This window comes from Bacillus sp. RC51 (assembly GCF_044908115.1).
In the GTDB taxonomy this organism is placed as follows: domain Bacteria; phylum Bacillota; class Bacilli; order Bacillales; family Bacillaceae_G; genus Bacillus_A; species Bacillus_A mycoides.
Genome location: NZ_JBIYCW010000003.1, coordinates 305,507 through 330,920 on the forward strand (window position 1 = coordinate 305,507; position 25,414 = coordinate 330,920).

The window sequence follows — 25,414 nt, forward strand, 5'->3', positions numbered from 1 at the left end:
TCTTGTCATAAAGATAAGAAAGAGAGGAGTGTGAACTATGGTTAATGTAGAGCCAATTATAATTGATAACTATACGTTCATTGCTGTTAGCGTAAAACTTCCAAAGACAAATTTGCTAGCTGTAATGAGCGATAAAGGATATATTATGTGCGGTGCTTTAGATGTAGGTCTTCTAAATGAGAAGTTAGGTGATCGAGGAATTATTGCTGGCCGTGCGGTTGGTGTAAGAACGATTGAACAACTTCTTGAAGCACCGCTGGAATCAGTAACGACTGGAGCAGAAGCTTTAGGTATTCCGGTAGGCACAATCGGAAAAGATGCACTATTAAAAATGAGATAAGCATATATCGTCCCTCTTTCTTGCATAGAAATAATATAAGAAGGAGGGTTTTCTTATGGGCATATTTCGTTCGAAAAATTCGCGGTTTCGAAGGGGACCGATTTCCTTTCGGTATATACTGCTTATTTCATTTATTATTTTTATCGTAATGGTAGTTCAAGGTTTATGGATTGTAAATAAAAGTATTCAGCCAACGTTAATTAAGTATGGGGAAACAGAGACTCATAAAATGGCAACAGCAGTTATGACAAAAGCGGTAAAAGACCGAATTAATGAAGGGTTTGATGTAGATTCATTAATGAAAGTACAAACGGATAGGAACGGGAAAGTATCTACAATTGATTTAAATACAAAACAAGTAAATGAAATATTAACATCGACTACTGCATACATAGAAAAATATTTACAACAAGTAGAAAAAGGGGATACGAAAGCACTTGGTATTTTTGAAGAGAATGGGGTATCTATGTCAGTTCCTTTTGGGCGTATAACTGATAATGCGCTTCTTGGTAATATAGGACCGGATATTCCGATTAATTTTACGCCAATTGGTCATGTGAATACGGATATTAAACAATTAGTTGAGCCGCAAGGAATTAATAATACAGCGATCAAAATTATTATGGAAGTGGAAGTGACGTTACAAGTTATGATTCCGTTACGCACGAAAGAAATTAAAGTGAAGCAAAACATTCCGATTGCGACGCGCATCGTTCAAGGTGAAGTGCCTACTTATTACGGAAGTGGCGGAGTTGTTGTACCAGATAAAAAGAAAACGGATAGTTAGCGAATATAAAAAAATAACCGTAGCAATTCGCTACGGTTATCGTTTTGTATTTGCTCGTTCTTTTCGTTCCCAAAGGCTTAAATGCATGTATGGATCGAAAGCCCATTCGCTATAGCCATTGTCTTTATACATGCCGAAATGTAAGTGAGGCGGGAACTTTCCAGCTGTGCCAGGAGGACCATAACCAGTACTACCGACAAATCCGATTACTTTTCCTGGTTCGACAATTTGTCCGAGCTGTATTTCTTTAGAGAACCCGCCTAAATGAGCGTAATAGTGGTAATTATTATGAAGGTCACGAATACCAATGCGCCATCCACCAAGACGATTCCATCCTTTTGTTTCAATAACGCCATAGCAAGTTGATCGTACTGGTACGCCATATCCAGCAAAAATATCGGTTCCTTCATGAATTCTCCTGCCGCCAAAACTTCTACCAGCACCAAAAGTACTACGATAGCTATGGTCACTACGAATAGGGAGAGGGAAAGCATTTCCTTCTAAATTAATGCGTCCATAATGTTTATAAATTCGGGCGTACTCTGTAATTAATTCAACTGTTTTTGCACGTCTATAATATTCCCAAAGCATAATGTTAATACGGTCTTCTGACGTTCCTTGTTTCTTTAAAATAGTTGCTGCGGTATGCAGAAGATCACGGTCGTTATTTGCATTTGCAAATCCATCTTTGTCACCATCTAAACCCATTCCGCCAAATAAAGAAATCGTATGGGGGAGAGTATTATTACTATTAACAGGTCCAGCCCATATTTCAGGTTTGAAATAAAGGGAAATGATGGCATCTGGTTTTTTCGGAATATCCTTTCTTACGCTCCGTATGTTTCTTTCGTATTGATCCATTGCAGCTAAGTAATACCACGGAATACCTGAAGATTGCTCAGTTTCTTTATATAGTGCCATGCGCTTTTCATATATGCTTTGCTGATTATCTTCACCGTAAGCGATGTTTTGGTGGAGAAGAAAGCAAATCGAAAGCAAAAGAGAAATTTTTCGAAGCATGAAATAGACTCCTTTCACAACATCACTCTTTTTAGTGTGGGATATACGGAGTATTTCATTATAGGGAACGATTGGAAAAAATCTTAGAATCTTCATTTGAGCAAATCGCTTTCATACGTTAGAATAGATATGTTACATTGAAAGAAGCGAACACGGTAAACTATTTCATATTGTGCGGAGTTGATAACCATGACAAAACAAACAGAGTATAAGCGCAAGCCCGAATGGTTGAAAATTAAGTTAAACACGAATGAAAACTATACAGGCTTAAAGAAAATGATGCGTTCTAAGAATCTTCATACAGTTTGTGAAGAGGCGAAATGTCCGAATATTCATGAATGCTGGGCTGTAAGGAAAACAGCAACATTTATGATTTTAGGTGCGGTTTGTACACGTGCTTGTCGTTTTTGTGCGGTTAAAACAGGCTTGCCAACTGAGCTTGATTTACAAGAGCCAGAACGCGTAGCAGATTCTGTAGTACAAATGGGCTTAAAGCACGTTGTTATAACAGCGGTTGCACGTGATGATTTAAAGGACGGCGGAGCAGCTGTTTTTGCTGAAACAGTACGCGCTGTACGTCGTGAAAATCCATTCACGTCTATCGAAGTATTACCATCTGATATGGGTGGGGTAGAAGAAAACTTAAAAATGTTAATGGATGCAAAACCAGATATTTTGAACCATAACATTGAAACAGTACGTCGATTATCTAACCGAGTTCGCGCTAGAGCAAAATATGACCGTTCATTAGAGTTTTTACGTCGAGCAAAAGAAATGCAGCCTGATATTCCAACTAAATCGAGCATTATGCTGGGCTTAGGTGAAACGAGAGAAGATTTAATTGAAGCAATGGATGACTTACGTGCAAACAATGTGGATATTTTAACTCTTGGACAATACCTACAACCATCTAAGAAGCATTTACCAGTTATTAAATATTACCCACCAGCAGAATTTGCAGAGCTAAAAGAAATTGCACTTAGCAAAGGATTTAGCCACTGTGAAGCTGGCCCACTTGTACGTTCTTCTTATCATGCGGACGAGCAAGTACGTTCTGCAAAAGAAAAAGTAGCAGAAGCGAAATAATGAAAAAAGAGAGCTAATCATTAGCTCTCTTTTTTCTTATACTCTAAAACTTTATTTTGACATGTGGATAAAATCTTTTTTAACTCCTCTGTGGATAATTCAATTGTAAATTCAGGTACACCAGGTGTAATTAAAATTTTATCGTAAGTATAAATTGAACTGTCCACAATAATCGTTACATCTTGTGAATAACCGAAAGGAGCTACACATCCAGGAGTGCAACCAGTTTCTTCTCTTAGCTCATTAGGAGAACAGAGAGATAAGTTCTCTCCTGTTATTTCCTTCATCTCTCCTCGGTTGAGGCGAGTGCCTTCTAACGTAAAGAATACGTAATGCTCCCCGGATTTTGATTTTAAAAATAAGCTTTTACTTGGAGTCCCTTGCAAACCAAGTCTTTCACGAACGATACGATCTGTTTCATAGTCAAGTACTGGTTCGTGTTCAAATTTTTCATAAGAAGCATTTGTTTTATGTAGTAAAGAAAGTACATCTTCATACATATGGAATGATACCCCTCTCTATTGTTAATACAGTCTCTTCTCGTGGCGTCAACTGAGTGTTTTGGAAAGGGATACTACTTGGACGATGCTTCCCATAATCGTTTTATGAAACTTTGTTCATCGATTGTAATTTCGTAAACATCAGGATTCGTTAAAGTTCTCCATTCATGAAAGCCGATCGTACGATCAAAGTGCTTTAAAATGAGCGTAAGTAAGTTTCCATGTGTAACGAGTAGTGTTGTAGTATGGTTTAACTTCAAAACGTCTTGGATAAGCAATATAGCACGGTCCGTTGCTTGTTTTGTTGACTCTCCGCCTGAAAAGGCAATATCTATGTTTGTAAAAGTAGATTCTAGTTTTTGCATCCAATCATCCATCGGAAGGTTGCTTAATATACGTTCAGCTAATCGTTCATCCTCTTCGATAGATAGGTTAGCTTGAAGCGCATAGGGCCGAATGGAATCGATAGCTCGGACAAATGGGCTCGAAATAATATGATCTATTTGTAGCTGATTTTCTAAGAGGAATGCAGCAAGAGTGTTTGCTTGATTTTTTCCTGCAATCGTTAATTCGGCATCACGTTCTTGTCCAGTTGCTGAACAATGTCGTATTACAATCAATTTCTTCATAATTCATCCCCATCTTTCAAGTTGACGCTTATATACTTCGACAAATGTGGAAAAAATTCCTTTTTATTGGAAACGGCATATTGATCTAAATATGTGGAAAAGTAATGTGGATAAATGAACATTTGAGGTGTAATGATGAAAAAAATGATATGCATTGTATTCAGTATTTGTTTTCTCGCGCAATTGTCCACAACATATGCACAATCAAATCAAAAATTAGAATATCCAAGCAATCGAAATAAGCCATTTGTGAATGAGGATGTGTTTTACGAACAGTTAGATAAGAAAATCTATAAAGAATATAACAATGCAGCATATAGCGTTCGAAAAAAGATTTTATTTAAAGAAGTGCCTGATGAAGAATTTTCTTTCCTACAAAAAACAGCCGCGGGTTGTCGGAGTAGTGTGGTGTTTCAAGATTCTTTTATTCACCCTGATCGCCAAGTTTACCCCGCATTAACGGGCAGTAAGACTCCCACCTCAAAATTCAGTTTTAAAGAAAAGTAGTTAAATGGGAGATTAACTGCCCGTAAAAGCCCGATTGGTTCAACTAATAATCAGTGGATAAACCCCCACTGATTAAAGTTTCACTTTATTTTTTCGCTTCCTTTTCTCAAAATGAAGTAGACGAATTTCGTAAGTACATTGTTATAGATGCAGAAACAAAGAGGGAGCTGCAAGAGGGTAAGAGTTATCATCATTGCGAAAATCGTGGTAAAAAATAACCCACCAGTTGGTGGGTTATTTTTTATTCCGGTACACTCATTAATTTCTCTTTCATTTTACGAATAAGAATGAAACCACCAATCGCGAAGAGAAGAGTAATTCCTTCTGCTACAAAGATGTTAATCATTTTTGTTTGGTAAAGTGCTGCGAAAAAGTCTACAAGTGCGTGGAATAGTATAGCGTATACGAGGAAAATGTATTTCTTTTGTTTTACTGCGTATACGACAAGCATTGTAAAAGCAATTTGCAGAACGAGTGCCATAATTCTTTCTAAGCTACCCAGTAAATATAAATAGGCAGGTTGTTCTATTAACATATCCTTTACAAGATTTAATTGTGGTAGTTTTTCTGCCATTTGAGCGAAGCTATCATTGTTAATAGCATTAGCGAATATAAGTGTCTGCAATGCAGAGAATCCGCCAACTAAAATCGATTCAATCCCGCCATGACCAATTCCATAAGCGAAGCCATCTTTATATTCTAGATATTTTTTTAGTAGGAAGAAGAAGGCAACGAAGCGTCCTAATTCTTCAAAAATACCAGCAGTTAGTCCGCCATAAATTGCAAAGACATACGGATTTTCTAAAAATGGAGCGATTGCTGGATTACCACGCATAAATAGGTGGAACGGTGTTTCGAGAATTTGGGTAAATCCAATAAAGATAAGAACACCAACGCCGACCACTTTCCAATTAATATTATATTTTTTACGGAAATAAACGAGTACAATAATTGGGACCAGAATCGAAGCAACGAGTTGAAATATGATGCTGGCAATTACAGTATTTGAAACCATACTTTCACCGCTTTCTAATGTATGTACATATATATTATGCATGAAATGTAGGAGAATGTGGAGAGATGAATCTTTCAAAAACAAAATGGAATTTTTATTGACTCTAACGTTGCGTCATACTTTATCGTATGTATTAAGGGGGAGATACGCATGACAATGAAGGTAAAAGAAGTAGCTAATTTAGTTGGAATTAGTGTGCGCACACTGCATCATTACGATGAAATTGGGTTGTTAACCCCAGATGAGACGACAGAGTCTGGATATCGTCTGTATTCCAATGAAAATTTAGAAACGTTGCAGCAAATTTTATTTTTTAAAGAACTAGGCTTCCCTTTGAAGAAGATTAAAGAAATTATCATGAGTCCATCATTTGATCATGAAGAAGCACTACAGCTTCATAAGAAAATGCTTCTTGAAAAGCGTGCCAGGTTAGATAAGGTGATAGCGACGATTAATAAAACAATTCAGCATACAAAAGGAGAGATTGATATGACGAATAAAGAGAAATTTGAAGGATTTGATTTTAGTCATAACCCGTACGAAGAAGAAGCACGTGAACGATGGGGAGATGAGGCTGTAGATAAAGCGAATAAAACAGCGAAGGGGATGTCTAAAGAGAAACAGGAGGAGTTTAATAATATTTACAGAAATCTAGCAACACTTCGAAATGGAGCACCTGATTCTAAAGAGGCGCAATCTGCAATCGGGGTATGGTACGATTACTTGCAAAACTTCGGTGAATATTCATTAGAGGCCTTTAAGGGACTCGGTCAAATGTATGTTGCTGATGAGCGTTTCACGAAAAATATTGATAAGTTTGGTGAAGGTTTAGCGCAGTTTATGTGTGATGCGATGGAGGTTTATGCGAATCGTAAGAAATAGTCAAAAATAAAGAAGGTGGAGGTTTTCTCCATCTTCTTTATTTTTTAATCATATCATTCAAAGTTTGATCCCCCGTATTGTTCAAATGAGGATTATCGCTCATTTCACGTTTTAACATATCAAGACTTTGTTCATATTCTTTATCGTTTAAGCTACCAGATTGAAGACCTTGAATTTGAGAAATCAACTTTTGGTTTGTTGATACATATGCTTTATAATAGCGAGGAACGATGGACAAAGCAGTTTTATATACTTGATCTGTTACGAGTTTCGGATCCGTTGTGTTTGCACGGTATACAACGAACACTTCGTCGTCGGTAACGAGTGTAGCGGCATTGGTGACGTCAGGAAGTTTGACTGTCATGCTTGTAATCATTTCAGCGACTTTCTCACGGTTAATGGCGCCTACTTGTTTGTTAGATACTTCATGTTTTTGTTTAGATGAATAGCCCACCCTTGTGAGCCGTGTATTTGTATTTTCCGTATGATACATGTCGTTTTTGTTGGAAACAAGAACACGACTTCCTTCTTCACGCTCCATTTCGGCTTTATTAGTTGATTGGCAGCCTGCAAATAAGGAAAGAGTGAGAAGAGAGAGGATAATTTGCTTTTTCACGATGTATCACCTCCTTCTCCATAGCATGCACTAATTTTCAATTTTTTGTATTTGAAATTGTTGGTTGTTATGCTTTGTGATACGATAAAAAGAAGAATGCTTAGAGAGGAAGTTCATAATGGAGCAAAAGCAAGAGATTCATACTACGGTGAGCGTTAATAATGTTCAGTACGAAGTGATTAAAAACTTTCGTGACGGTTTTAGTGAAGAAGCACTTAAAGAGCGCTATGCAGAAATTTTAAATAAATATGATTATATCGTTGGAGACTGGGGTTATGAGCAACTTAGATTGCGCGGATTCTTTGATGATAGTAATCAACGTTCGACATATGATACGAAAATTAGTACTTTATCAGAGTATTTATACGAGTACTGTAACTTCGGTTGTGCACACTTCGTATTACGAAAAGTGAAGAAATGAAAAAATCCTCTTACGATTGTAAGAGGATTTTTTTATACTCGCTCACAAACAAATCGAAATATGATCGCCTTCAGAAAGTATTGCGTTTGGTTTCATTTGTTGTCCGTTCAATTGGATATGCCCATTTTTAATTTTATCCACAATGAGTGCACGGCTCCAATCTGAAATATATGTGGATAACACTTTATCAATTCGGTGGGAACCAAAAACGATGTCTAATACGATTGTTATTTCGGCTATGCCACTTTCTTTGTATTGTGTAATGGAAATGGTAGTACTTGTTTCAGTTTGTTCTTGCTGAGTCATATCGACAGTTTCGACGTGATCAGTAAATGATTTATAAATGTGAAGCTTTTGGTTCCACGTATGATCTTTCGGACATTTATAAATGGCAAAGCGGTATATATTTTTTCCGTTGGCGTTATGCCTACGAATATTCGTGTCAGTAAATAGGGTAGTGCGTCTGCAATTTTTACAATACTTTTCGATTGTGTCTTGCTCATTTTCATATAAACTCCAAGAAAGTTGTACTTTCTGCATTTTCCTTCACCTCTTATAGTAGTGGTAAAAGGAACGTAATACAGTTATTTGGATGTCTTGCAGTATGAAGACATAAGAAAGAGACAAAAATAAAAGGAGGTTCCCCCAAGAGGAACCTCCGTAAACATCATACTACAGATGCGTTACGTTCCTTCGTAATGGGAATGGGCAGACTACTCCCTTGAAAAAGCACGGTGCTTTTTTGAGAGTAATGCTATCCAATTGCTGGTCCATTACAAAGTAAATGTTGGCATACGCAGATAACGTCCTTTCTATCCAAATAGATTTGTTCATAAGTATAACACATAAGATTGAAAATTCAAAATATAAATTGTAAAAAAACACCAGCTAACATAGCTGGTGCACCAGATAAATTATATAAGTTCAAATAAAAATGAGCGTAATTCTTCTGCATTTTCTTCAGACATCGAAAATGCATGCTCTAAGTAGCCTTGTTCGTTTAAATCGTCAGGGCCGATGATAGCAAATTTGTTGCTTTGCATATCAAGGACTATCGTTTTACCGTAATGACGATCGGAGTATAAAAGCGCTAAATCATGACGCTCATTTTCCCCCAAAAAGCTAACGAAACGAGTTTTTGTAGCGACTGTATCGTCGTACAGAAAGAAACGTTCTTCCATACACATGGCTCCTTTATTAAATATCTAAGTTTAAGTGTGGTTTATGATCTAAATGGTGATGCGTTTTAATGAAACGTACTGTTCTTGTTTTGTAACGCATTACGATAGAATATGTTTCAGCTAAATCTCCGCCAAGGAATTTCACGCCGTCTAATAATTCACCAGCAGATACACCTGTTGCTGAGAAGATTGCATCATCACCAGATACTAAGTCATCTAACATAAGAAGTTGACGAGGATCTTCTAATCCCATTTCACGACAACGAGCTTCTTCTTCTTCGTTCATTGGAACTAAGCGAGCTTGCATTTCACCTTCAAGGCATTTTAATGCTGCTGCAGAAATAACGCCTTCTGGAGCTCCGCCTACACCTACGAATAAGTCGATACCCGTTCCAGGTAAAGCTGTAGCGATTGATGCACCAACATCTCCATCACCAAATAGTTTTACGCGTGCACCTTTTGCACGAACACGGTCAATAATATCTTGATGACGTTCACGTTCTTGGATGATAACCGTTAGGTCACGAATTTTTTTATTGTTTGCTTCTGCTACAATATCAATTGTTTTTTCAATTGGATCATCTAAGCTAATTTTACCAGCTGCTTTTGGACCAACCGCGATTTTTTCCATGTACATATCCGGAGCATGAAGAAGGTTTCCTTTATCTGCGATTGCGATAACTGCCATTGCATTTGCAAGGCCTTTCGCAACGATGTTTGTACCTTCTAATGGGTCAACAGCGATATCTACTTCTGGACCGTTACCTGTTCCTAGTTCTTCACCAATATACAACATCGGTGCTTCATCAAGTTCTCCTTCACCGATTACAACTGTACCTGCCATGTTTACTGAATCGAACATATCACGCATAGCTGTAGTTGCTGCATCATCTGCTTCATTTTTCTTTCCGCGGCCCATCCACTGTGCGGATGCTAAGGCTGCTGCTTCTGTTACACGGACAATTTCTAGTGCGAGTTCACGTTCCAAGGTTGCATTCCTCCAATTTCAAAAATCATACAAATATAACTATAACAAATAACGAGGAAAAGGTGAATTCGAAAAATTGTCGATTTTTTCAGAAGAAAGCGTTACAATTAAAATGTAAATGCTTTAATTTCCAGGTAGGTGACATTCATGTACTTCGTAGACAGAAAAAAAATAGAACAAATGCTAGTATGTTTAGAACGAGCAACAAATACATTTCAAGAGAAAAAGACATATGAAACAGAGTTTGAATTTTACGCATTAGAGCGCATAGCCCATCTTATTATCGATTGTATATTAGATGTAGGGAATGCGATGATTGATGGATTTATTATGCGCGATCCAGGAAGTTACGAAGATATTATTGATATTTTAATGGACGAGAGAGTTATAAGTGGAGAAGAGGGAGCGCATATTAAAGAAATTATTCTTCTTCGAAAAATGCTTACGCAAGATTATATTCAAATGAATCATGATGAATTATATAAGACGATTCAAAAACATATCGCCGTGGTAGAGAAATACCCAGCGAATATTCACAGTTATTTAGAAAAGGAATTAGGACCTGTATCTGCATTTGTACCAGAATAATTGTGCTTATAAGATCCCCGGGAATTCCTTTGGGGATCTTATATTGTATAGGAGAAAGAAAAGGGAGAAGGGTGAGCTATGGGGGAAGCACGTACTACGAGAGAAGAGATTGTACAATTACTGAAGATAAAAGGAGAGCATACTGTAGCAGAATTAGCCGAAGCTTTAGAGATTACTGAGATGGCGATTCGTCGACATTTAAGTAAACTAGAAAATGATGAGCTAATCTATTCAAAGATGGTAAGACAGCATGTCGGACGACCAACATATTTGTATGGATTAAGTCAAAAGGGAGAAGATACATTCCCGAAAGAATATAAGCAATTTGCTATTGATATGCTAGAAGATTTGGCTCGAATGGGCGATGAAAAAATGCTGCGTCACGTCTTGCAAGCGAGAACGAAACGAATGGAAGAACAGTTGCAAAAGAGGATAAGTAATCAAAGCAATTTAGCGTATAAAGTTCAAGAAGTAGCTGCTATGCAAGAGAGAAACGGTTATATGGTTCAAATAAAGCGAGATGGGGAGCATTCTTTCATATTTGAAAAGCAAAACTGTCCGTTAAAGGAAATTGCAGAGAGGTTCCCGCAAGTGTGTGAAGATGAAAAAGAGATGTATAAGCGGTTATTTGCAGATGCAAATGTGAAGACGTTAGCAAACATGTGCGTGGGCGATTGTAATTGTTCGTACCAAATAAAAGAGAAAAAATGAACGTTATGGGACGCTTTAAGGTAAAGCGTTTTTTTCTTTTGAAAAAGGGGTTAATATAAGAGTGGTATGATAGATGAGAACGTTAGCATAGAAGGAGAGACAAATAGATGTATAAAGGTTATTTAATTGACTTAGACGGTACAATGTATCGTGGTGAAGAACAAATTGAAGAAGCAAGCGATTTCGTAAAAGCATTAGGAGAACGCGGTATTCCATATTTATTCGTTACAAATAACTCAACTCGTAAACCAGAACAAGTTGCAGAAAAGCTTGTTCGTTTCGATATTCCAGCGAAAGCGGAGCAAGTATTCACAACGAGTATGGCTACAGCGAGCTTTATTTATGAGCGCAAACAAGATGCAACTGTATATATGATTGGTGAAGAGGGCTTACACGCTGCACTTGTGGAAAAAGGCTTTGAACTTGTGGATGAAAATCCTGATTTCGTTGTTGTTGGTTTAGATCGTGATATCACATATGAAAAATTAGCAAAAGCATGTCTTGCTGTGCGTAACGGTGCAACGTTTATTTCAACAAATGGGGATATCGCAATTCCAACTGAGCGCGGATTATTACCAGGTAACGGTTCATTAACATCAGTTGTTGCAGTATCAACAGGTGTGGACCCAATCTTTATTGGTAAACCAGAATCAATCATTATGGAACAAGCGTTAAAAGTGCTTGGCATAGGAAAAGAAGAAGCTTTAATGGTTGGGGATAACTACGATACAGATATTTTAGCGGGGATAAATGCTAGTATGCATACCCTTCTTGTCCACACTGGAGTAACAACTGTGGACAAGTTAACAGAATATGAAGTACAACCGACGCAAGTTGTGCACAACTTGACGGAGTGGATTGAGAAGATGTAATGAAAGGCAGGTAACCGGAAGAGGTTGCCTGTTTTTTATTTCTAAAATAAAGACGCTAAAAATAGCCGTTCTATATCCCGCTCATACAAAGTACAAAGAAGACGAATAAAATGATAACAATACCAATGCCAAAGTTAAATACAAGAGTACTATCCATATATGTAACCTCCTTGTTTGAAAGTAAAAAGCACTCTGGCTGGAGTGCTTTTTATTATCCGAATCTGTCGCAACGAACGCTGCAACGTATAGAAAGGGAATAATGCGTTTAAGAGTTATATTAATTTATGCATTAATTTTGTAAATGAGCAGGTCCTGCTCAGGTATAGAAAAAAAGACACTCTTTCGAGTGTCTTTCATGATGACAAAATGTGTCAATTGCTTGAGTTTGATAAGACGCTAATTTCCGTTTTAACGTCTTTTCTTTAATCAAGAAGTGTAGCAACAGCGATTCGAATAAATTGTAGCATTTTTTAAAGGGGTGTGCGTATGTAACTATGCATATTACGATTAGAGGAGAATCAAGTTTGGAAAATGAATGAGTAATACATATAGATTAGTAGAGTATTTGATAAGGAGCGAGATGAATGGATATACATAAGTTAACAGAAGAAGAAGCGAAAGAAATAAATACGTGGAAGTATGAAAATCCCTATACGTTATATAGCTTTTCAGGAGATGCTGAAGTAATAGAAGAGTTGCTAGATGGGACGTATTACGGTTGTTGCGGAGAGAATGGAGAATTCATCGGCTATTTTTGTTTTGGAGAAAATGCACAAGTGCCAGGGGGAAGAAATGCTAATTTATATAGGGGAGAAGATGTAGTAGATATTGGGCTTGGAATGAAGCCGGAGTTAACAGGGAAAGGGATGGGGGAAATATTTTTTCAAGCGGGAATAGCATTTGCTACTGAGGAATTGAATTCGAAAATGTTTCGACTGAGTGTAGCGACATTCAATAAGAGAGCGATTAGGCTGTATAAAAACATTGGATTTCAAGTAGGACCTCTTTTTTTGAGCCGTGGAAGAGAGTTCATGCTTATGGAATATGAAAGGCCGTCAGTATGAAACTGACGGCCTAGATACGTTATCCCGCATTAACGGGCAGTAAGACTCCCTCCCACCTCAAAATTCGGCGGATGCGAGTCAGTTAGGCGGGAGATAACTGCCCGTAAAAGCCCGATTGGTTCAACTAATAATCAGTGGGGAATGGACAAAATCCCCACTGATTAAAGTTTCACTTTATTCCGAATGCTCAGCACGGTGCGCTAAACGACTTGAAGCAGCGGCAGCGATTCCGCCAACAATATCATCAAGGAATGTGTGAACTTTTCCAGTTGATTTATCATTTAAGTATTCTAAAATACCTGGCTTTAATTTATCGATATATCCAAAGTTCGTGAAACCGATAGAGCCGTACACGTTAACGATTGAAAGTGCGATGACTTCATCGATTCCATATAGTCCTTCATCGCGTTTTACGATATCTTGTAACGGTTGACTTAATAGTCCTTTTTCAGCGAGGACATCAAGTTCAATGCCTGTAATAAGAGCGTTTTGTACTTCTCGTTTTGATAGTACACGCTCAACGTTATAGCGACATTCTGACATCTCTAAATTTGCATGGTATTTCTTTTGAAGAAAATGAACAAGATCAGCAATATCGTCAATTGTTACACCGCGCTCTTGTAATAGTTGTAATGCTCTTTCTTGTAGTTGATTTGAGTCTTTCATGTTTATCACCTTTTTTTCTTTTTAGTATTTGTATACGTTTCGTTGCTTTATCATGTGCATAGGAATGAAAGGCGAGCACAAGCTCATATATATAAAGAAAAACCATAGGTGGCGACTGCGATGATTCAGCATATTTATGAGCATTATCACATGCATATTAAAGAATTAATCCCCCTTGGCCCCTATAAAAGCTTTTGGATTCGCAACAAAATTTATGTACTTGTTCCAATTGGAGAAATGGAGGAAGAAGTACTTGTAGAGATGAAAAAGCTCAGTGATTATATGAACCAGCAAGGGGATATAACTGTTTCGACTTTCGTTCCGACTATACACGGCTACTATGTAAGTGAGATAGAAGAAAAAAATTACTGCTTATTAAAAGGTATGCGTATGTTAGAGCGACATGCTACATCATTAGGAAGTGAGCTTTCTATATTCCATAAACGTGGCGCATTCTTTCCAGAAGAAGTTGAGCAATTAAGCCGCATTGGTGAATGGAAAGCATTATGGGAAAAAAGGCTCGACCAATTAGAAAGGTTTTGGCAATCGCAAGTGATGAACCATCCTTCAGACGTATTCGATCAATTGTTTATTGAATCCTTCCCGTATTACTTAGGAGTTGCAGAAAATGCAATTCAATATGTTGTCGATACAGAAATGGACGATACACCACAAATAACTGACGCAGCAACAATTTGCCAAGAACGATTTACACCTTTATTATGGCAGCAAACGAAGCGTTTAAAACTTCCTTTTGATTGGGTATATGATCACCCAAGTAGAGATATAGCAGAATGTATTCGCTATATGATGATAGAAAAAAAGAAAGATTGGGAGCAAACGGTAGTTCAATTCATTACAGATTATGAACGTAATTATTCGCTCTCTTCATTTGGTTGGCGCTTATTATTCGCAAGGCTTCTGTTCCCGCTTCACTACTTTGAAACAATTGAACAATATTATCAAACAGGAAACGAAGAACAAAAAGGCATATATAGAGCCCGTTTAGAAATCATTTTACATGATGTGAAGCGCACTGAGCAATTTATGAATCATTTTTACGAGTCATTTCGTTTACCTGTTGATAAGTTAGGCATTAGGAAATTAGATTGGCTATCTTAAAATGAAAAAAGAGACCGGGTGAGGTCTCTTTTTTATATATCACAATTGTATGTAATACATTATGCCCCTACCTGTTGATCTGCACATATATTTAAAATGAATTGATGTCTTTCGATTTTTTCATTTACTTTACTCAATAATTCTTGCTGGATTTCTTTAAATAAAAATTGATAACTTGCATTCCATGTTGGTATAACGGATGAAAGGTCTAATAAATACTCTTTTTTCTTTTCTAGTTCTTGAATTGTTAAGAAAGTGTTCCCCATTCTTGGCATGTGTCGTCCCCCTATGTTTTTTTCTGTATATGTGTGAACGATTCTATAGTATTAATTATCGCACTTTTTGAGAAGGATTTCCAATTTTGTTTTATGATGTTAAAGGGGAAGTGTTATTTGAATAAAAAAAGAGACCCATTTGGGTCTCTTTCTAGGAAGCGTTTCTGAACGAGCCGCTTCCGCTTTTAGATAATGTCTAGCTCCAGCGGCTAGAACAGTCGGCCATTTCGCGCCTTCCTGTGAGGCAAAAAGCGCCTCTTCGTCAGGAGCTCCAATGACCTTCTGTTCTGAACGAGCCGCTTCTGCTTTTAGATATTATCTAGCTCTGGTGGCTAGCTCTTCGTGTCTAAGAACCTTCCGCATAAGAAGGCAAAAAGCGCCTTCTATGCGAAAGAATCTTAGCCAGTCAGAGCTGAAAGAGCCACCGCCGCTTTTAAATTAAAATACTTGTTCTACTTCAATAACGCCTGGTACTTCTTCAAGTAGTGCACGTTCGATACCAGCTTTTAGTGTGATTGTAGAACTTGGGCAGCTTCCGCATGCACCCATAAGGCGTAATTTTACGATACCTTCTTCAATGTCTACTAATTCAACGTCTCCGCCATCGCGAAGTAAGAATGGACGTAATTTATCTAATACCTCTAGTACTTGTTCTTGCATATGTGGGTTTTCCATTTTTATCGACTCCTTTCATCAGTTTTATTATAATCAAGATAGAGGGGAAAATCTATTTTTTCTCTTCTTGTTTTATTGTCAAAATATTATATCGTGTGTACAACGTGTTTTTTCAGTATAGGGGTATGGAATAAGTTTGTAAAATGATGTGCTTATGTACTAAGACATCTGAATATACTGTTAGGGCAAGAAGTGGGGGAGAAGAAATGGTTAATGTGCAAGTGTATGGGACGAAAGTAATTTGTGCGAGCTGCGTCGGAATGCCATCTTCAACAGAAACGTTTGAGTGGTTACAAGCGGCGATTGGTCGTAAATATGAAGGACAAGAAAAAAAATTTAAGTTTGAGTATATTGATTTTCAAGAAGAACAAGAAGATGAAGATAAAAAAGTATTCGCAGAGCGCGTAGTGGAAGAAGATCTATTTTATCCGGTCGTTCTTGTAAATGGAGAAATTGTTGGAGAAGGAAATCCTCGTTTGAAGGATGTTTACGAAGAAATCGAGAAATATTTATAAAGCAGGAAGCCTTTGCGAATTTGCGAAGGCTTTTTTTATTGGAGGGATAGATGTGGAGAATGGAATAAAACATGCTTTACCAGAAGAAGTAAAGCAATTAATGGAGCAGTACATAGTAGAATTAAAAGGAATTTTTTCGGATGAAAAAATAGTCGGGGTATACATTTACGGATCAATCGCGTTAGGAGCATTTCATATAGAAACGAGCGATGTTGATTTTGTTACGGTAATAAGTGATTCCGTGAATGGAGCTGAAAAACAACAAATTATAGAACTGCATAAAAAAATTAGTGAGAGTACGTTAGGTAAAAGAATGGATGGTATGTATATTCCGCTTGCTGATTTAGGGAAATACAATGATGAAATGAATGAGTACGTGTATTGTGCAGATGGTAAGGCTGATATTGGTGATTGGGATATTAACGCGGTCACATGGTGGACATTGAAAAATCAAGGTATTACAGTTAGCGGGAAAGAAGTAGAAGACCTTTCCTTTCAAATAAAGTGGGACGATGTAGTAAATACAATGAAATACAACGTAGAACATTACTGGCTTGAAAAAGCGAAGCGTCCTTATTTATTTTTCATAGAAGAATGGGTAGAATCAGCTGTCGTTACGATGGGACGTATTTTATATACGTTAGATCATAAAACAATCGTTTCAAAAGATAGAGGATTACAATACATGTTGGAACTTTACTCTCATAAGTGGGAGCCTTTATTAAGGGAAGTAGAGCGAATGCGGCAGAATCCAGAAGGAAAGCGCAAGCTCTCTATTTGGAGGAGGGCTGATATGACGAAGAGGTATTTGCTGCATTTAATTGAAACATGTGGAGAGAAATGGTAGGGGAAAAAACAGACGATACAGTAAATTGTATCGTCTGTTTTTGTGTTAAAATTGGTATATAATGGTTTAAAAGGTTTAATTATACTGGAGGAGATAGGATGAACACAGAATTAGCTACATATGAAGAAAAGAATATACAAATGAGTATGCTCGAAGTAATTAGCATTATAATAATTACTTTTGGGGTAATGCATGGAATGGGTTTTTTGAACTTTTTATATGACTCCTCATTATATCCATGGTATGTAGACCATCTTATTCCACCCTTTACGTTTTGTACGATTATTGTAATGTATGCACCAGCAAGAAAGTATTGTTCACAGCTAGTAAAATCACTACAGTTCAATAATTTTAAACATTATGTAACAATAGTAATGACGATGATCATACTGCTTATATATCTCGCGGTATTAAATTTAGTTTTACCACATGGGCTTAGTGTGGATGAGTCAAATATAGTAATAGAGCCTACTATAAGTGAAATCATTTTATACGTAGTTGTACTCACCATTTTTGCACCGATTTGGGAAGAACTTTTATTTCGGGGGATATTTTTCACGAAATTATCTCAGCGCTTCTCTACACTTACTAGTATTGTTATAAGTGCTTTTATATTTACTTTAGGTCATCCCCTTACTTTAGGTAGTATGTTATATATTTTTGGTATAGGTGTATGTTTAGCCTACACATATAAGAAAACAAATAATTTACTCGTTCCATGGGGAATTCATTTATTAAATAATTCATTTTTTATATTAGTAAATTTTCAAATGTAAAAAGACGCCTTTTTGAAAAGGGCGTCTTTCCTATTTTGCAGTAGGTAGAAAAGGCTTTACAAGTATTATGTAGAGGAAAGATAATAGAAAAAATATGTGTATGGGGGAAGACGATGAGTAAATATAAATTACATATAGACAAAGAACAATTATGGAGAGGTTGCATCTTAAAGTCGATTGCAGATGCAATTTTTGTAGCACACGCCCCTGATTTTTCACATGAAAGTTCGTGGGATAGATTCAACTATAGTATGCAAGATAGTCAAGGCGGAAGAGGTACAATTACCTTTCATCCGAAGTACACAATCGTATGTCTTCAAGATGTGAATAGTGATCGAATTGACGAGTGGATTGATGCGGCAAATTATTTTGAAGGGGCGCCTTCGGAAGTAGTAGACATTGCTAAAGAGGAAGCACTCCAATACGTATTAGAAGAAGTAGAAGGCGAAACAGTTCCTTTCATTACAACAGCATTTTGGATTGATGATCACGGTGCATATTCAATAGATTCATTTGAAGAGATGGAAGAACACGGTGGATTCTTATTAGAAATCCCATTACTTGATACGGAATCAGCAATTGAAAGATTGGAAGAAGAGTATGAACTGACAGAGGAACAAATCGATCTTTTACAATTAGTGTATGAGAAAAAAATCAAAAATCCAAACGAGAAAATTATGTTGTCTAAAGAAGAAGTAGCGATGATTGGAACGGATGATGGCGAAGGGTTGGAAGTAAGTAAGGAGTCATTTGAAGAAATGAATATTACTTGGGCGTTGTAGGAGGGGATAAAATGTTTCCAATTGGTGAGCAACCGAGGATTATAAAGGACTTGGAAAATGTTACTGCTAGTTTAGAAGAATTAGCGATTGAGGGGAAAACAAAAAATATAGAACGATTAGCATCTTTACAAATTAAGAAGTTATGGATTTTCGCAGTAAATCAAAAGCAGTTTGAGCATATTCTTACGTATGCTCGTCCCAATATATTATACGTTTACGAAATGAGGATAGAGGATTTAAGTAGCCTTCAGAAATTATCTAATTTACAACAGTTATATATGTGCTGGAATACAAAAGCAAAGACGTTATGGGATATCGCGTATAATAAAAAACTCAAATCCTTACTAATTGATGATTTTTCTAAGCTAGAAGATTTAAGTGCTTTAAGTAAGTGTCCACAACTCAATACCTTTTATATGGGTGGTGGGATAAATACAACGATGAAAGTACAAACTTTAAAACCACTCGCTGCATTACAACATTTGAAAAAGCTTACCCTTATGAACTTAAAGGTTAAAGATGATTCGTTAGAACCTTTAACACGATTAAAAAATTTGCGGGAGTTAAGCTTATCTAATCAATTTAAGGTGGAAGAGTATGCGAAACTATCTGTAGCATTGCCATATACGGAATGTGAGTTTTTTAAACCTTATGTATATATAAACGATGCAATAGAAGGGAAAAATATAATGGTGATTGGGAGAAGAAGGCCATTCCTTAATTCGAAAACTGATACGGTAAAGATGCAAAAGTATGAAGAACAATTTAAAAAGTTACAAGAGGAATATAAAGCACTAGTAGAAAGCACAATGTGAAGTTACATTGCACTTTCTACTAGTTTTTTCATATACATATCAACTTCATGAAAGAGTACTAGCTCTTTCTCCTTGGTATTAAGATACACAGCACAATGCAAGTATTGCTGTAAGTAAAGATTAGCTTGTTCGTACTGTTTTAAGTTGTAGAAAGAGAAACAGGTAAGAAGTAAAAATGCTTTTTCTTGTAATATTGGAACGACAGCTAGTACAGGAGTCATGGAATGGATAGTTTCATGTGAAACATTATGCAATAGACTATTCTTTTTGATGTTTATCCCGCATTAACGGGCAGTAAGACTCTCACTTCAAAATCTGGCGAAACGAAAGGTATAATTAAACTGCCTAAAAATGTAGTTGAAGTGGATTTTATTGTATCAATTGAGGAAGTTAATGATAGATTATTCATTAGTTGTGTAAGTGGAAATATGTTTGAAATAGTAGAAAGCTAATTTGTGAAGTCTCTTAAGTCGAGATTTTAGGCTAGGTCATATTACAATAGTAGTTTAATAGGAGAAGGGTGTGTCAAAATGATTTTGATACATCCTTTTTTGTGAATATACAAGATGTTTAACATAGTGTATTAAATGTCTTATATATGAGTATTCTAATATATTTAATAGTAAAATGGAATATAGAATGGATAATTGTCGGAATGTATTCGATTTTTGTTCATTTTTATGAAATATAACTATTTTTTGTTAGATTCCTTCTTTTTATAGATATACAATAAAGTTATATAGAAATAAGAGAAGGATGATGTACGTGAAGGACACTGTTTTACAGGAAGCGATAGCTCCTAAAGAGTTACATAAAGTTGTGAGAAATAATACTGCATATTACGACTTTAAGTGGGGGAAAGCAAAAGATCCCGAGAAGGGAAATAGTTGGAACTGGATAGCCTTTTTCTTCCCATTATTCTGGTTAGCTTATCGCAAAATGTATAAATTATTTATTATTATTGCATTAGTAGGAGTTCCTACTTTAATTACCTCTGTTTTTATAGATATCCCGATGTGGATCGATTTTATTGTTTATTTCGGAACTATGCTATTTACTGGATGGCAAGGGAATCGTTTATATTACAAGCATACAGTTCGCGTTTTACATGAGGCAAAAGAGTTATCTGATGCACAACACAATTATTACTTCCAAACAAAGGGTGGCACTCATGTTGGGAGTATGCTTGGATTAAATGCGTTATTATTTGTAGTATTTGGTGCAGCTGGTTACGGGTTATCGTATTTACCGACGGAACCGAATATAAAAGATGTAATTCGTTTAAGTGATGAAGGGATTACATTGGAAGTTTTTACTGATGATCCAAAATGGACGTATGTAAAAAAAGAAGGACGTTTTGATATAGTAGAATTTACTGGTTATGATTATGAGAAAAAAAGGGATGTAAAGGTTAAGTTCGCTGTGTATTTAGATAAACAGAGATTTGAATGGAAAGAAATTTATTTAAACGATAAAAAGTTAAATGAAGAAGAAGCAGAAGAGTATCAATTTTATATTGAAGAAAATGCCTGGTATTAATATAAATAGATAATGATGTATCGCAAAAAGAAGAGTCTAATGAAGATTCTTCTTTTTATTTATGAGAAAGGATATGTAACAAGAAGAGAAAACTATTAGTAAACAAACGCCATACGAATTGAAATTTTGTAAAATACAATAAAAAATGAGAATTCCAGGTAGGCTTGTCAATAACGTAAGACTATGGCACTATAAAGAAATGCTGTACAAATTTTATTTATCGAGATGTAAACATCAATTTTGATTTTTACGTATAAATAATGAACGGAGGAAATGAATTTATGGCTACTTTACCAAATTGTCCAAAATGTAATTCAGAATATACGTATGAGGATGGCGCTCTTTTCGTATGTCCAGAATGTGCCCATGAGTGGGGTCAAGAAGCGGAAGCTGAAAGTAATGATGGTGCAAAAGTTGTAAAAGATGCGAACGGAAACGTTCTTCAAGATGGCGATGCTGTTACTGTAATTAAAGATTTAAAAGTAAAAGGAACTTCTTCAGTTGTAAAGATTGGTACGAAAGTAAAGAGTATCCGTCTAGTTGAGGGAGATCACGATATTGATTGTAAAATCGATGGTTTCGGAGCTATGAAGTTAAAATCACAGTTCGTTAAGAAAGCGTAAGATTAGCAAAGAAAAAAGACGCTCTGTAAGTAACTTGCAGAGCGTCTTTTTTATGATTGTACTTCAACTTCTTTCAACTGGCACCGCTTATTAAAGAACGTTTTATACCCAAGCTGTAAGAAGATAATAACAGAGAAAGCTGTACTTCCAGAAATGCCAAGTATAATCGCAATTTGATATTGGATAGCTGTAAATGGTGATACACCGGATAAAATTTGTCCTGTCATCATGCCTGGAAGACTTATAATTCCCATTCCGACCATGGAATTAATTGTTGGTAAAATAGCAGAATCGAAAGCGTCCCGTATGAGCGGAGCAGCTGCTTGTTTTGGAGTTGCGCCAAGCATAAGTGCACCTTCAATATGGTCTCTTTGTGATTTCATACTGTTTAAAAAGGTGTTTGCCCCGAGGCAAATACCTGTCATAGCGTTACCGATTAGCATGCCGGCAATAGGAACGATATACTGCGGAGCATACCAAGGATCGTGTCCGATAATGACAAAGATAAATAGTAGAAGAGGGCCAATTGATCCAGCGATCATGGAGAGGGCGGCTACTCGTTTTAATTCTTTTGACATAGGAAGGTTTATTCGTTTATAAATGTTGAAAATCGCAAATGTAGTAATAGAAGTAATGAGAGCTATTGTATAAAACGGATTACTATTTTCAAATATGTATGTAAGAACATATGCGACTAGTACGAGCTGAATTGTCATACGTAATGTAGCAATTGTAATTTGTTTCTCACGCGGTATTCCTTTTAATTTCACAAGCCCGATTAAAATAAGGATGAAAATATATGCAGCTGCAAGTTGCCAAATTTGTAGTTCAATAACGCCCTTCAATTGATAGCACTTCCTTTCTAGTTGCACCGTTTGTTTTACTAATTTCAATAATATCGTCTGCGATTTCTTCTGGAAGTTGTTGCGAGTGCGTGATGAAGATAACTGTTTTTTTCTTTTCTCTTGCCAGTAGAGTGAATTGTTTCATAACGCGGCGTTCTGTGTCACCATCTAGTGCCGAAGTTGGTTCATCTAATAAATAGACGGGCGGATCCATTAGTATAATACGAGCGAAAGCAAGTCTTTGTTTTTCGCCACCTGATAAAGAAGAGGCGTTATCTTCTAATTTTTTATCTAGGCTAACAGTCGTTAATGCGCCTTGCAGGGCATCGTCATTTGGAAATGGCTTTTCAGAAAATCGAAGTCCCATTAATAAATTATCTTTAATTGTTCCATCAAAAATAGGCGAAGTTTGTCCGAGCATGACAACTTCACGGCGTAATTGAATGGGAGGATAATCTAAAATAGATTTTCCGTTATACTCAATTGTGCCAGATGTGGGTGATTGTAAATCGTTTAACATGCGAAGTAATGTGCTTTTACCACTACCACTTTCACCGATAATACAAGTTGTTTTTTCTTTTTGAATCTGTAAATAAGGAATGTGTAGAATATCTTTATATGTGATGTCTTTTAATATAAACATAAATTGCTCCTTTCTGATTCTAGTTATATCGTATCAAAAAGAGAGAAAAATAGAAAAATAAAGTCTCTTTAGAAGGAACATCTTTTTTCTTTGTTTTAAAACTTTGCGCGTGGCAGGAAAAGTCACTGACCGATCCTATACATAGCCAGTCCCTCTCGACCATTTAAAAAAATGCTTTTTTGTCGGTTTTTCATAGAGTGACTGAGTAGTTACAAAAAATGAATAGAAAAAGGCTGTCTACTATGTAGGCAGCCTTTAAAGTATTAACCGTTATGATATTTGTACATCCAAAGAAGACCGGATTTTAATAATCTCGGTACACGTCCCATTAATGGTTGGTTTGCTAGTAAACCAAATCCGTGTTTTTTGCCGAGAGAACCGAGAACACCTTTTAATTTAATAACAGGCAGTTCATCAGGAAGGGGTTCATTATTCCAACGTTTTAATAATATTTGGACAATTTGTTCTCCTTGACCTTCAGCAAGTTGAGCAGATGGTGCGTGTGGAAGTGCTGCACAATCTCCTACGACATAAACGTGCTCATTATTTGGAATATTGTGATATTTAGTTAAAACAACCCGTCCGCTACCATCTTGTTCTACTGGAAGGTTTCGAACAACTTCATTTGCTTGAATACCAGCTGTCCAGACGATTGCATCACATTCAAGTGGTTCATCATGGTTGTATACAATGTTTGGTTCCACTTTTGTAATGTTAGAGTTTCGTATAATGGTAACTTTATGTTTTACAAACCATTCTTCTACGTATCTACTTAATTTCTCTGGATATGGGAATAAAATTCTATCTTTTCGATCAAATAAATAGATTTTTAAATCTGAACGGCTTTCGCGAAGTTCGCTTGCCACTTCAACGCCGCTTAAACCAGCCCCAACGACAGCTACTGTTGCATTTGGTTCTAAGCTATTTAATTGTTCATATGTCTTACGTGTTTGTTCAATTGATTGTAGGCTATGTGTATATTCCTTTGCCCCAGGAACGTTATGATATTTATCTTCACAGCCAAGCCCGATAATTAAATCATCATATTGAATCGTTTCACCGCCATCGAGATGAATGGCTTTCGTTTCGAGGTCAATATTTGTTACTGTTCCGTATTGAATATTGAGACGTGGGTGCTCAGGAAACGGTATGCGAATATGCGTTTCTGAAATTGTACCCGCAACTAATGCATAATATTCAGTTTTAAAGCAATGATATGGTACTTTGTCGATTAATGTCACTTGTACATCATCTGGAAGTTGGTTGCTTGGAAGTAGCCGCTGCAGAATTCTCATTCCACCGTAGCCACCACCTAGTAGTACGAGGTGTTTCATGATGGATTACCCCTTTTCTGTTGAAATATCCCCTAATCATACAATTTTATATTAATAAAATATTTTGACTTTACACAATCAAATTATATCGAATTTGTGAACAAATAACAATGCATGAATGAATACTCTGTTGTACAATAAGAAGAAAAGTAAAGTAAGTGGTTTTCATTTTCTAGTTACTATTTACTATTTCATTATGAGTAGTATGTTATATAAAGAAGACCATCTATTATGAAGTGAAATAGTGAAGTAACTAAATAGTTTAGAATATATAACGAAAACAACAAGAAACAGCTTAGTTTTCTTCTTATAAATAAAGTGGAATGGTAATAAGTAGAGAGGGTTACTTATCCGTTTCGCAAATTAGGTATGCACATACCATATAAAGTAAATGGTAATTTGTTTAGAGATACAGGGGGGAGAGAGTTTTGATTAAACCATTAATCGAATTTTGTGTAGGTAACCTTGCAAGCGGTTCGCAAGCAGCTTTAGAAAAATTAGAAAAAGATCCTAATTTAGACGTAATGGAATATGGTTGTTTAGGATATTGTGGCATCTGTTTTGAAGGTCCATTTGCACTTGTAAATGGTGAAGTGGTACAAGGTGCAACAGTAGAAGAACTTGTAAATAATGTATATGATTATATGGATGAAAATCCAATGTTTTAAAGCGTTGCAAACAGGCAACGTTTTTCTTTTTTCATTTATCCCGCTATTTGCGGGCAGTAAGACTCCCACCTCAAAATTCAGC

General features: G+C 36.3%; 32 protein-coding genes and 2 pseudogenes. 19 read left to right on the forward strand and 15 right to left on the reverse strand.

Annotated elements, in window-relative coordinates:
• Window positions 1-37: 37 nt before the first annotated feature.
• Together ABH959_RS09960 and yunB are read left to right on the forward strand one after the other, a co-directional pair.
• Window positions 38-340, forward strand: a complete 303-nt coding sequence (locus ABH959_RS09960) for a YunC family protein (protein ID WP_002015926.1) — start codon at window positions 38-40, stop codon at window positions 338-340.
• A 55-nt stretch (window positions 341-395) separates the two neighbouring features.
• Entirely contained in the window at window positions 396-1,127 is a 732-nt protein-coding gene (yunB, locus tag ABH959_RS09965) for a sporulation protein YunB (protein ID WP_088291923.1), read from the forward strand.
• 36 nt (window positions 1,128-1,163) lie between these two features.
• Here yunB and ABH959_RS09970 read toward each other — a convergent pair whose 3' ends face one another.
• Window positions 1,164-2,147, reverse strand: a complete 984-nt coding sequence (locus ABH959_RS09970) for a M23 family metallopeptidase (protein ID WP_113938382.1) — start codon at window positions 2,145-2,147, stop codon at window positions 1,164-1,166.
• Window positions 2,148-2,336: 189 nt separating this feature from the next.
• On the opposite strand from ABH959_RS09970, the gene lipA reads away from it, so the two are divergent.
• Window positions 2,337-3,233 (forward strand): lipoyl synthase, encoded by an 897-nt coding sequence (gene lipA / locus ABH959_RS09975; RefSeq protein ID WP_002015922.1) that lies wholly within the window; start codon window positions 2,337-2,339, stop codon window positions 3,231-3,233.
• A 20-nt stretch (window positions 3,234-3,253) separates the two neighbouring features.
• Here the strand turns inward: lipA and ABH959_RS09980 are convergent, their stop codons facing one another.
• Both ABH959_RS09980 and ABH959_RS09985 read right to left on the reverse strand, forming a co-directional pair.
• The gene (locus tag ABH959_RS09980) at window positions 3,254-3,733 is read right to left on the reverse strand and encodes a YbaK/EbsC family protein (RefSeq protein ID WP_002089362.1); all 480 of its coding nucleotides are present in this window, start codon (window positions 3,731-3,733) and stop codon (window positions 3,254-3,256) included.
• A gap of 74 nt (window positions 3,734-3,807) precedes the next feature.
• Window positions 3,808-4,362 carry a histidine phosphatase family protein gene (locus ABH959_RS09985; RefSeq protein WP_404492528.1) on the reverse strand — a complete coding sequence of 185 codons (555 nt, stop codon included), beginning with the start codon at window positions 4,360-4,362 and terminating at the stop codon, window positions 3,808-3,810.
• A gap of 135 nt (window positions 4,363-4,497) precedes the next feature.
• On the opposite strand from ABH959_RS09985, the pseudogene ABH959_RS09990 reads away from it, so the two are divergent.
• Window positions 4,498-4,809, forward strand: a pseudogene (locus tag ABH959_RS09990) (hypothetical protein); the annotation flags it as partial.
• Between the two features lie 301 nt (window positions 4,810-5,110).
• Here the strand turns inward: ABH959_RS09990 and ABH959_RS09995 are convergent.
• Window positions 5,111-5,926 (reverse strand): YhfC family intramembrane metalloprotease, encoded by an 816-nt coding sequence (locus tag ABH959_RS09995; protein WP_404492529.1) that lies wholly within the window; start codon window positions 5,924-5,926, stop codon window positions 5,111-5,113.
• Window positions 5,927-6,034: 108 nt separating this feature from the next.
• On the opposite strand from ABH959_RS09995, the gene ABH959_RS10000 reads away from it, so the two are divergent.
• Entirely contained in the window at window positions 6,035-6,766 is a 732-nt protein-coding gene (locus ABH959_RS10000) for a MerR family transcriptional regulator (RefSeq protein WP_404492530.1), read from the forward strand.
• Between the two features lie 37 nt (window positions 6,767-6,803).
• Here the strand turns inward: ABH959_RS10000 and ABH959_RS10005 are convergent, their stop codons facing one another.
• The gene (locus ABH959_RS10005; RefSeq protein WP_002015915.1) at window positions 6,804-7,382 is read right to left on the reverse strand and encodes a YhcN/YlaJ family sporulation lipoprotein; all 579 of its coding nucleotides are present in this window, start codon (window positions 7,380-7,382) and stop codon (window positions 6,804-6,806) included.
• A 118-nt stretch (window positions 7,383-7,500) separates the two neighbouring features.
• Here ABH959_RS10005 and ABH959_RS10010 point away from each other — a divergent pair, with 118 nt between their 5' ends.
• Entirely contained in the window at window positions 7,501-7,803 is a 303-nt protein-coding gene (locus ABH959_RS10010) for a YutD family protein (protein ID WP_002015914.1), read from the forward strand.
• A 42-nt stretch (window positions 7,804-7,845) separates the two neighbouring features.
• Here the strand turns inward: ABH959_RS10010 and ABH959_RS10015 are convergent, their stop codons facing one another.
• The 3 genes from ABH959_RS10015 to glpX form a co-directional block, all read right to left on the reverse strand.
• Window positions 7,846-8,343 carry a cytoplasmic protein gene (locus tag ABH959_RS10015; protein WP_404492531.1) on the reverse strand — a complete coding sequence of 166 codons (498 nt, stop codon included), beginning with the start codon at window positions 8,341-8,343 and terminating at the stop codon, window positions 7,846-7,848.
• A 374-nt stretch (window positions 8,344-8,717) separates the two neighbouring features.
• A complete protein-coding gene (locus ABH959_RS10020; protein ID WP_002034592.1) occupies window positions 8,718-8,984 on the reverse strand; it encodes a DUF3055 domain-containing protein in 267 nt (88 codons plus the stop codon).
• Window positions 8,985-9,000: 16 nt separating this feature from the next.
• Complete coding sequence (gene glpX, locus ABH959_RS10025) at window positions 9,001-9,972, reverse strand: class II fructose-bisphosphatase (protein ID WP_002015911.1); 972 nt, start codon at window positions 9,970-9,972, stop codon at window positions 9,001-9,003.
• A 147-nt stretch (window positions 9,973-10,119) separates the two neighbouring features.
• On the opposite strand from glpX, the gene ABH959_RS10030 reads away from it, so the two are divergent.
• The 4 genes from ABH959_RS10030 (at window position 10,120) to ABH959_RS10045 (ending at window position 13,207) form a co-directional block, all read left to right on the forward strand.
• Window positions 10,120-10,560, forward strand: coding sequence for a DUF86 domain-containing protein (locus ABH959_RS10030; RefSeq protein WP_078422102.1), 441 nt, complete (start codon window positions 10,120-10,122; stop codon window positions 10,558-10,560).
• A 78-nt stretch (window positions 10,561-10,638) separates the two neighbouring features.
• The gene (locus ABH959_RS10035; protein WP_113938375.1) at window positions 10,639-11,271 is read left to right on the forward strand and encodes a helix-turn-helix transcriptional regulator; all 633 of its coding nucleotides are present in this window, start codon (window positions 10,639-10,641) and stop codon (window positions 11,269-11,271) included.
• Between the two features lie 107 nt (window positions 11,272-11,378).
• Window positions 11,379-12,143, forward strand: coding sequence for a TIGR01457 family HAD-type hydrolase (locus tag ABH959_RS10040; RefSeq protein ID WP_219301046.1), 765 nt, complete (start codon window positions 11,379-11,381; stop codon window positions 12,141-12,143).
• Window positions 12,144-12,727: 584 nt separating this feature from the next.
• Window positions 12,728-13,207, forward strand: coding sequence for a GNAT family N-acetyltransferase (locus ABH959_RS10045; protein ID WP_404492532.1), 480 nt, complete (start codon window positions 12,728-12,730; stop codon window positions 13,205-13,207).
• Window positions 13,208-13,381: 174 nt separating this feature from the next.
• On the opposite strand, the gene ABH959_RS10050 is transcribed toward ABH959_RS10045, so the two are convergent.
• Complete coding sequence (locus ABH959_RS10050; RefSeq protein WP_078179370.1) at window positions 13,382-13,873, reverse strand: phosphatidylglycerophosphatase A family protein; 492 nt, start codon at window positions 13,871-13,873, stop codon at window positions 13,382-13,384.
• A gap of 120 nt (window positions 13,874-13,993) precedes the next feature.
• Between ABH959_RS10050 and yutH the strand changes: the two genes are divergently transcribed.
• On the forward strand, window positions 13,994-14,995 hold the full coding sequence (gene yutH, locus ABH959_RS10055) for a spore coat putative kinase YutH (RefSeq protein WP_404492533.1): 1,002 nt from the start codon (window positions 13,994-13,996) through the stop codon (window positions 14,993-14,995).
• A gap of 59 nt (window positions 14,996-15,054) precedes the next feature.
• Here yutH and ABH959_RS10060 read toward each other — a convergent pair whose 3' ends face one another.
• Window positions 15,055-15,270, reverse strand: a complete 216-nt coding sequence (locus ABH959_RS10060) for a hypothetical protein (RefSeq protein ID WP_001137788.1) — start codon at window positions 15,268-15,270, stop codon at window positions 15,055-15,057.
• A gap of 438 nt (window positions 15,271-15,708) precedes the next feature.
• Entirely contained in the window at window positions 15,709-15,945 is a 237-nt protein-coding gene (locus ABH959_RS10065; RefSeq protein ID WP_000431159.1) for a NifU family protein, read from the reverse strand.
• Between the two features lie 206 nt (window positions 15,946-16,151).
• Between ABH959_RS10065 and ABH959_RS10070 the strand changes: the two genes are divergently transcribed.
• The 5 genes from ABH959_RS10070 (at window position 16,152) to ABH959_RS10090 (ending at window position 19,680) form a co-directional block, all read left to right on the forward strand.
• On the forward strand, window positions 16,152-16,460 hold the full coding sequence (locus ABH959_RS10070) for a YuzD family protein (RefSeq protein WP_404492534.1): 309 nt from the start codon (window positions 16,152-16,154) through the stop codon (window positions 16,458-16,460).
• A 52-nt stretch (window positions 16,461-16,512) separates the two neighbouring features.
• Entirely contained in the window at window positions 16,513-17,307 is a 795-nt protein-coding gene (locus tag ABH959_RS10075; protein ID WP_404492535.1) for a nucleotidyltransferase domain-containing protein, read from the forward strand.
• A 98-nt stretch (window positions 17,308-17,405) separates the two neighbouring features.
• Window positions 17,406-18,083 (forward strand): CPBP family intramembrane glutamic endopeptidase, encoded by a 678-nt coding sequence (locus ABH959_RS10080; protein WP_131246961.1) that lies wholly within the window; start codon window positions 17,406-17,408, stop codon window positions 18,081-18,083.
• Between the two features lie 113 nt (window positions 18,084-18,196).
• Window positions 18,197-18,865, forward strand: coding sequence for a hypothetical protein (locus tag ABH959_RS10085; RefSeq protein ID WP_404492536.1), 669 nt, complete (start codon window positions 18,197-18,199; stop codon window positions 18,863-18,865).
• A gap of 11 nt (window positions 18,866-18,876) precedes the next feature.
• A complete protein-coding gene (locus ABH959_RS10090; protein WP_404492537.1) occupies window positions 18,877-19,680 on the forward strand; it encodes a leucine-rich repeat domain-containing protein in 804 nt (267 codons plus the stop codon).
• A gap of 2 nt (window positions 19,681-19,682) precedes the next feature.
• Here ABH959_RS10090 and ABH959_RS10095 read toward each other — a convergent pair.
• A pseudogene (locus tag ABH959_RS10095) lies at window positions 19,683-19,958 on the reverse strand (DUF4304 domain-containing protein); the annotation flags it as partial.
• A gap of 487 nt (window positions 19,959-20,445) precedes the next feature.
• Between ABH959_RS10095 and ABH959_RS10100 the strand changes: the two are divergent.
• Entirely contained in the window at window positions 20,446-21,219 is a 774-nt protein-coding gene (locus ABH959_RS10100; protein ID WP_404492538.1) for a DUF2628 domain-containing protein, read from the forward strand.
• 281 nt (window positions 21,220-21,500) lie between these two features.
• Window positions 21,501-21,842 (forward strand): alkylphosphonate utilization operon protein PhnA, encoded by a 342-nt coding sequence (gene phnA, locus ABH959_RS10105; RefSeq protein ID WP_002089332.1) that lies wholly within the window; start codon window positions 21,501-21,503, stop codon window positions 21,840-21,842.
• A 50-nt stretch (window positions 21,843-21,892) separates the two neighbouring features.
• On the opposite strand, the gene ABH959_RS10110 is transcribed toward phnA, so the two are convergent.
• The 3 genes from ABH959_RS10110 to ABH959_RS10120 all read right to left on the reverse strand — a co-directional run bounded on the left by ABH959_RS10110 (window position 21,893) and on the right by ABH959_RS10120 (window position 24,664).
• On the reverse strand, window positions 21,893-22,687 hold the full coding sequence (locus tag ABH959_RS10110) for an ABC transporter permease (protein ID WP_002191065.1): 795 nt from the start codon (window positions 22,685-22,687) through the stop codon (window positions 21,893-21,895).
• On the reverse strand, window positions 22,671-23,330 hold the full coding sequence (locus ABH959_RS10115) for an ABC transporter ATP-binding protein (RefSeq protein WP_063218121.1): 660 nt from the start codon (window positions 23,328-23,330) through the stop codon (window positions 22,671-22,673). The genes ABH959_RS10110 and ABH959_RS10115 overlap by 17 nt, the downstream gene beginning before the upstream one ends.
• Window positions 23,331-23,593: 263 nt before the next feature.
• The gene (locus tag ABH959_RS10120) at window positions 23,594-24,664 is read right to left on the reverse strand and encodes an NAD(P)/FAD-dependent oxidoreductase (protein ID WP_002192372.1); all 1,071 of its coding nucleotides are present in this window, start codon (window positions 24,662-24,664) and stop codon (window positions 23,594-23,596) included.
• 428 nt (window positions 24,665-25,092) lie between these two features.
• Between ABH959_RS10120 and ABH959_RS10125 the strand changes: the two genes are divergently transcribed.
• Window positions 25,093-25,332 (forward strand): YuzB family protein, encoded by a 240-nt coding sequence (locus ABH959_RS10125; protein ID WP_002015892.1) that lies wholly within the window; start codon window positions 25,093-25,095, stop codon window positions 25,330-25,332.
• Window positions 25,333-25,414 lie beyond the last annotated feature (82 nt).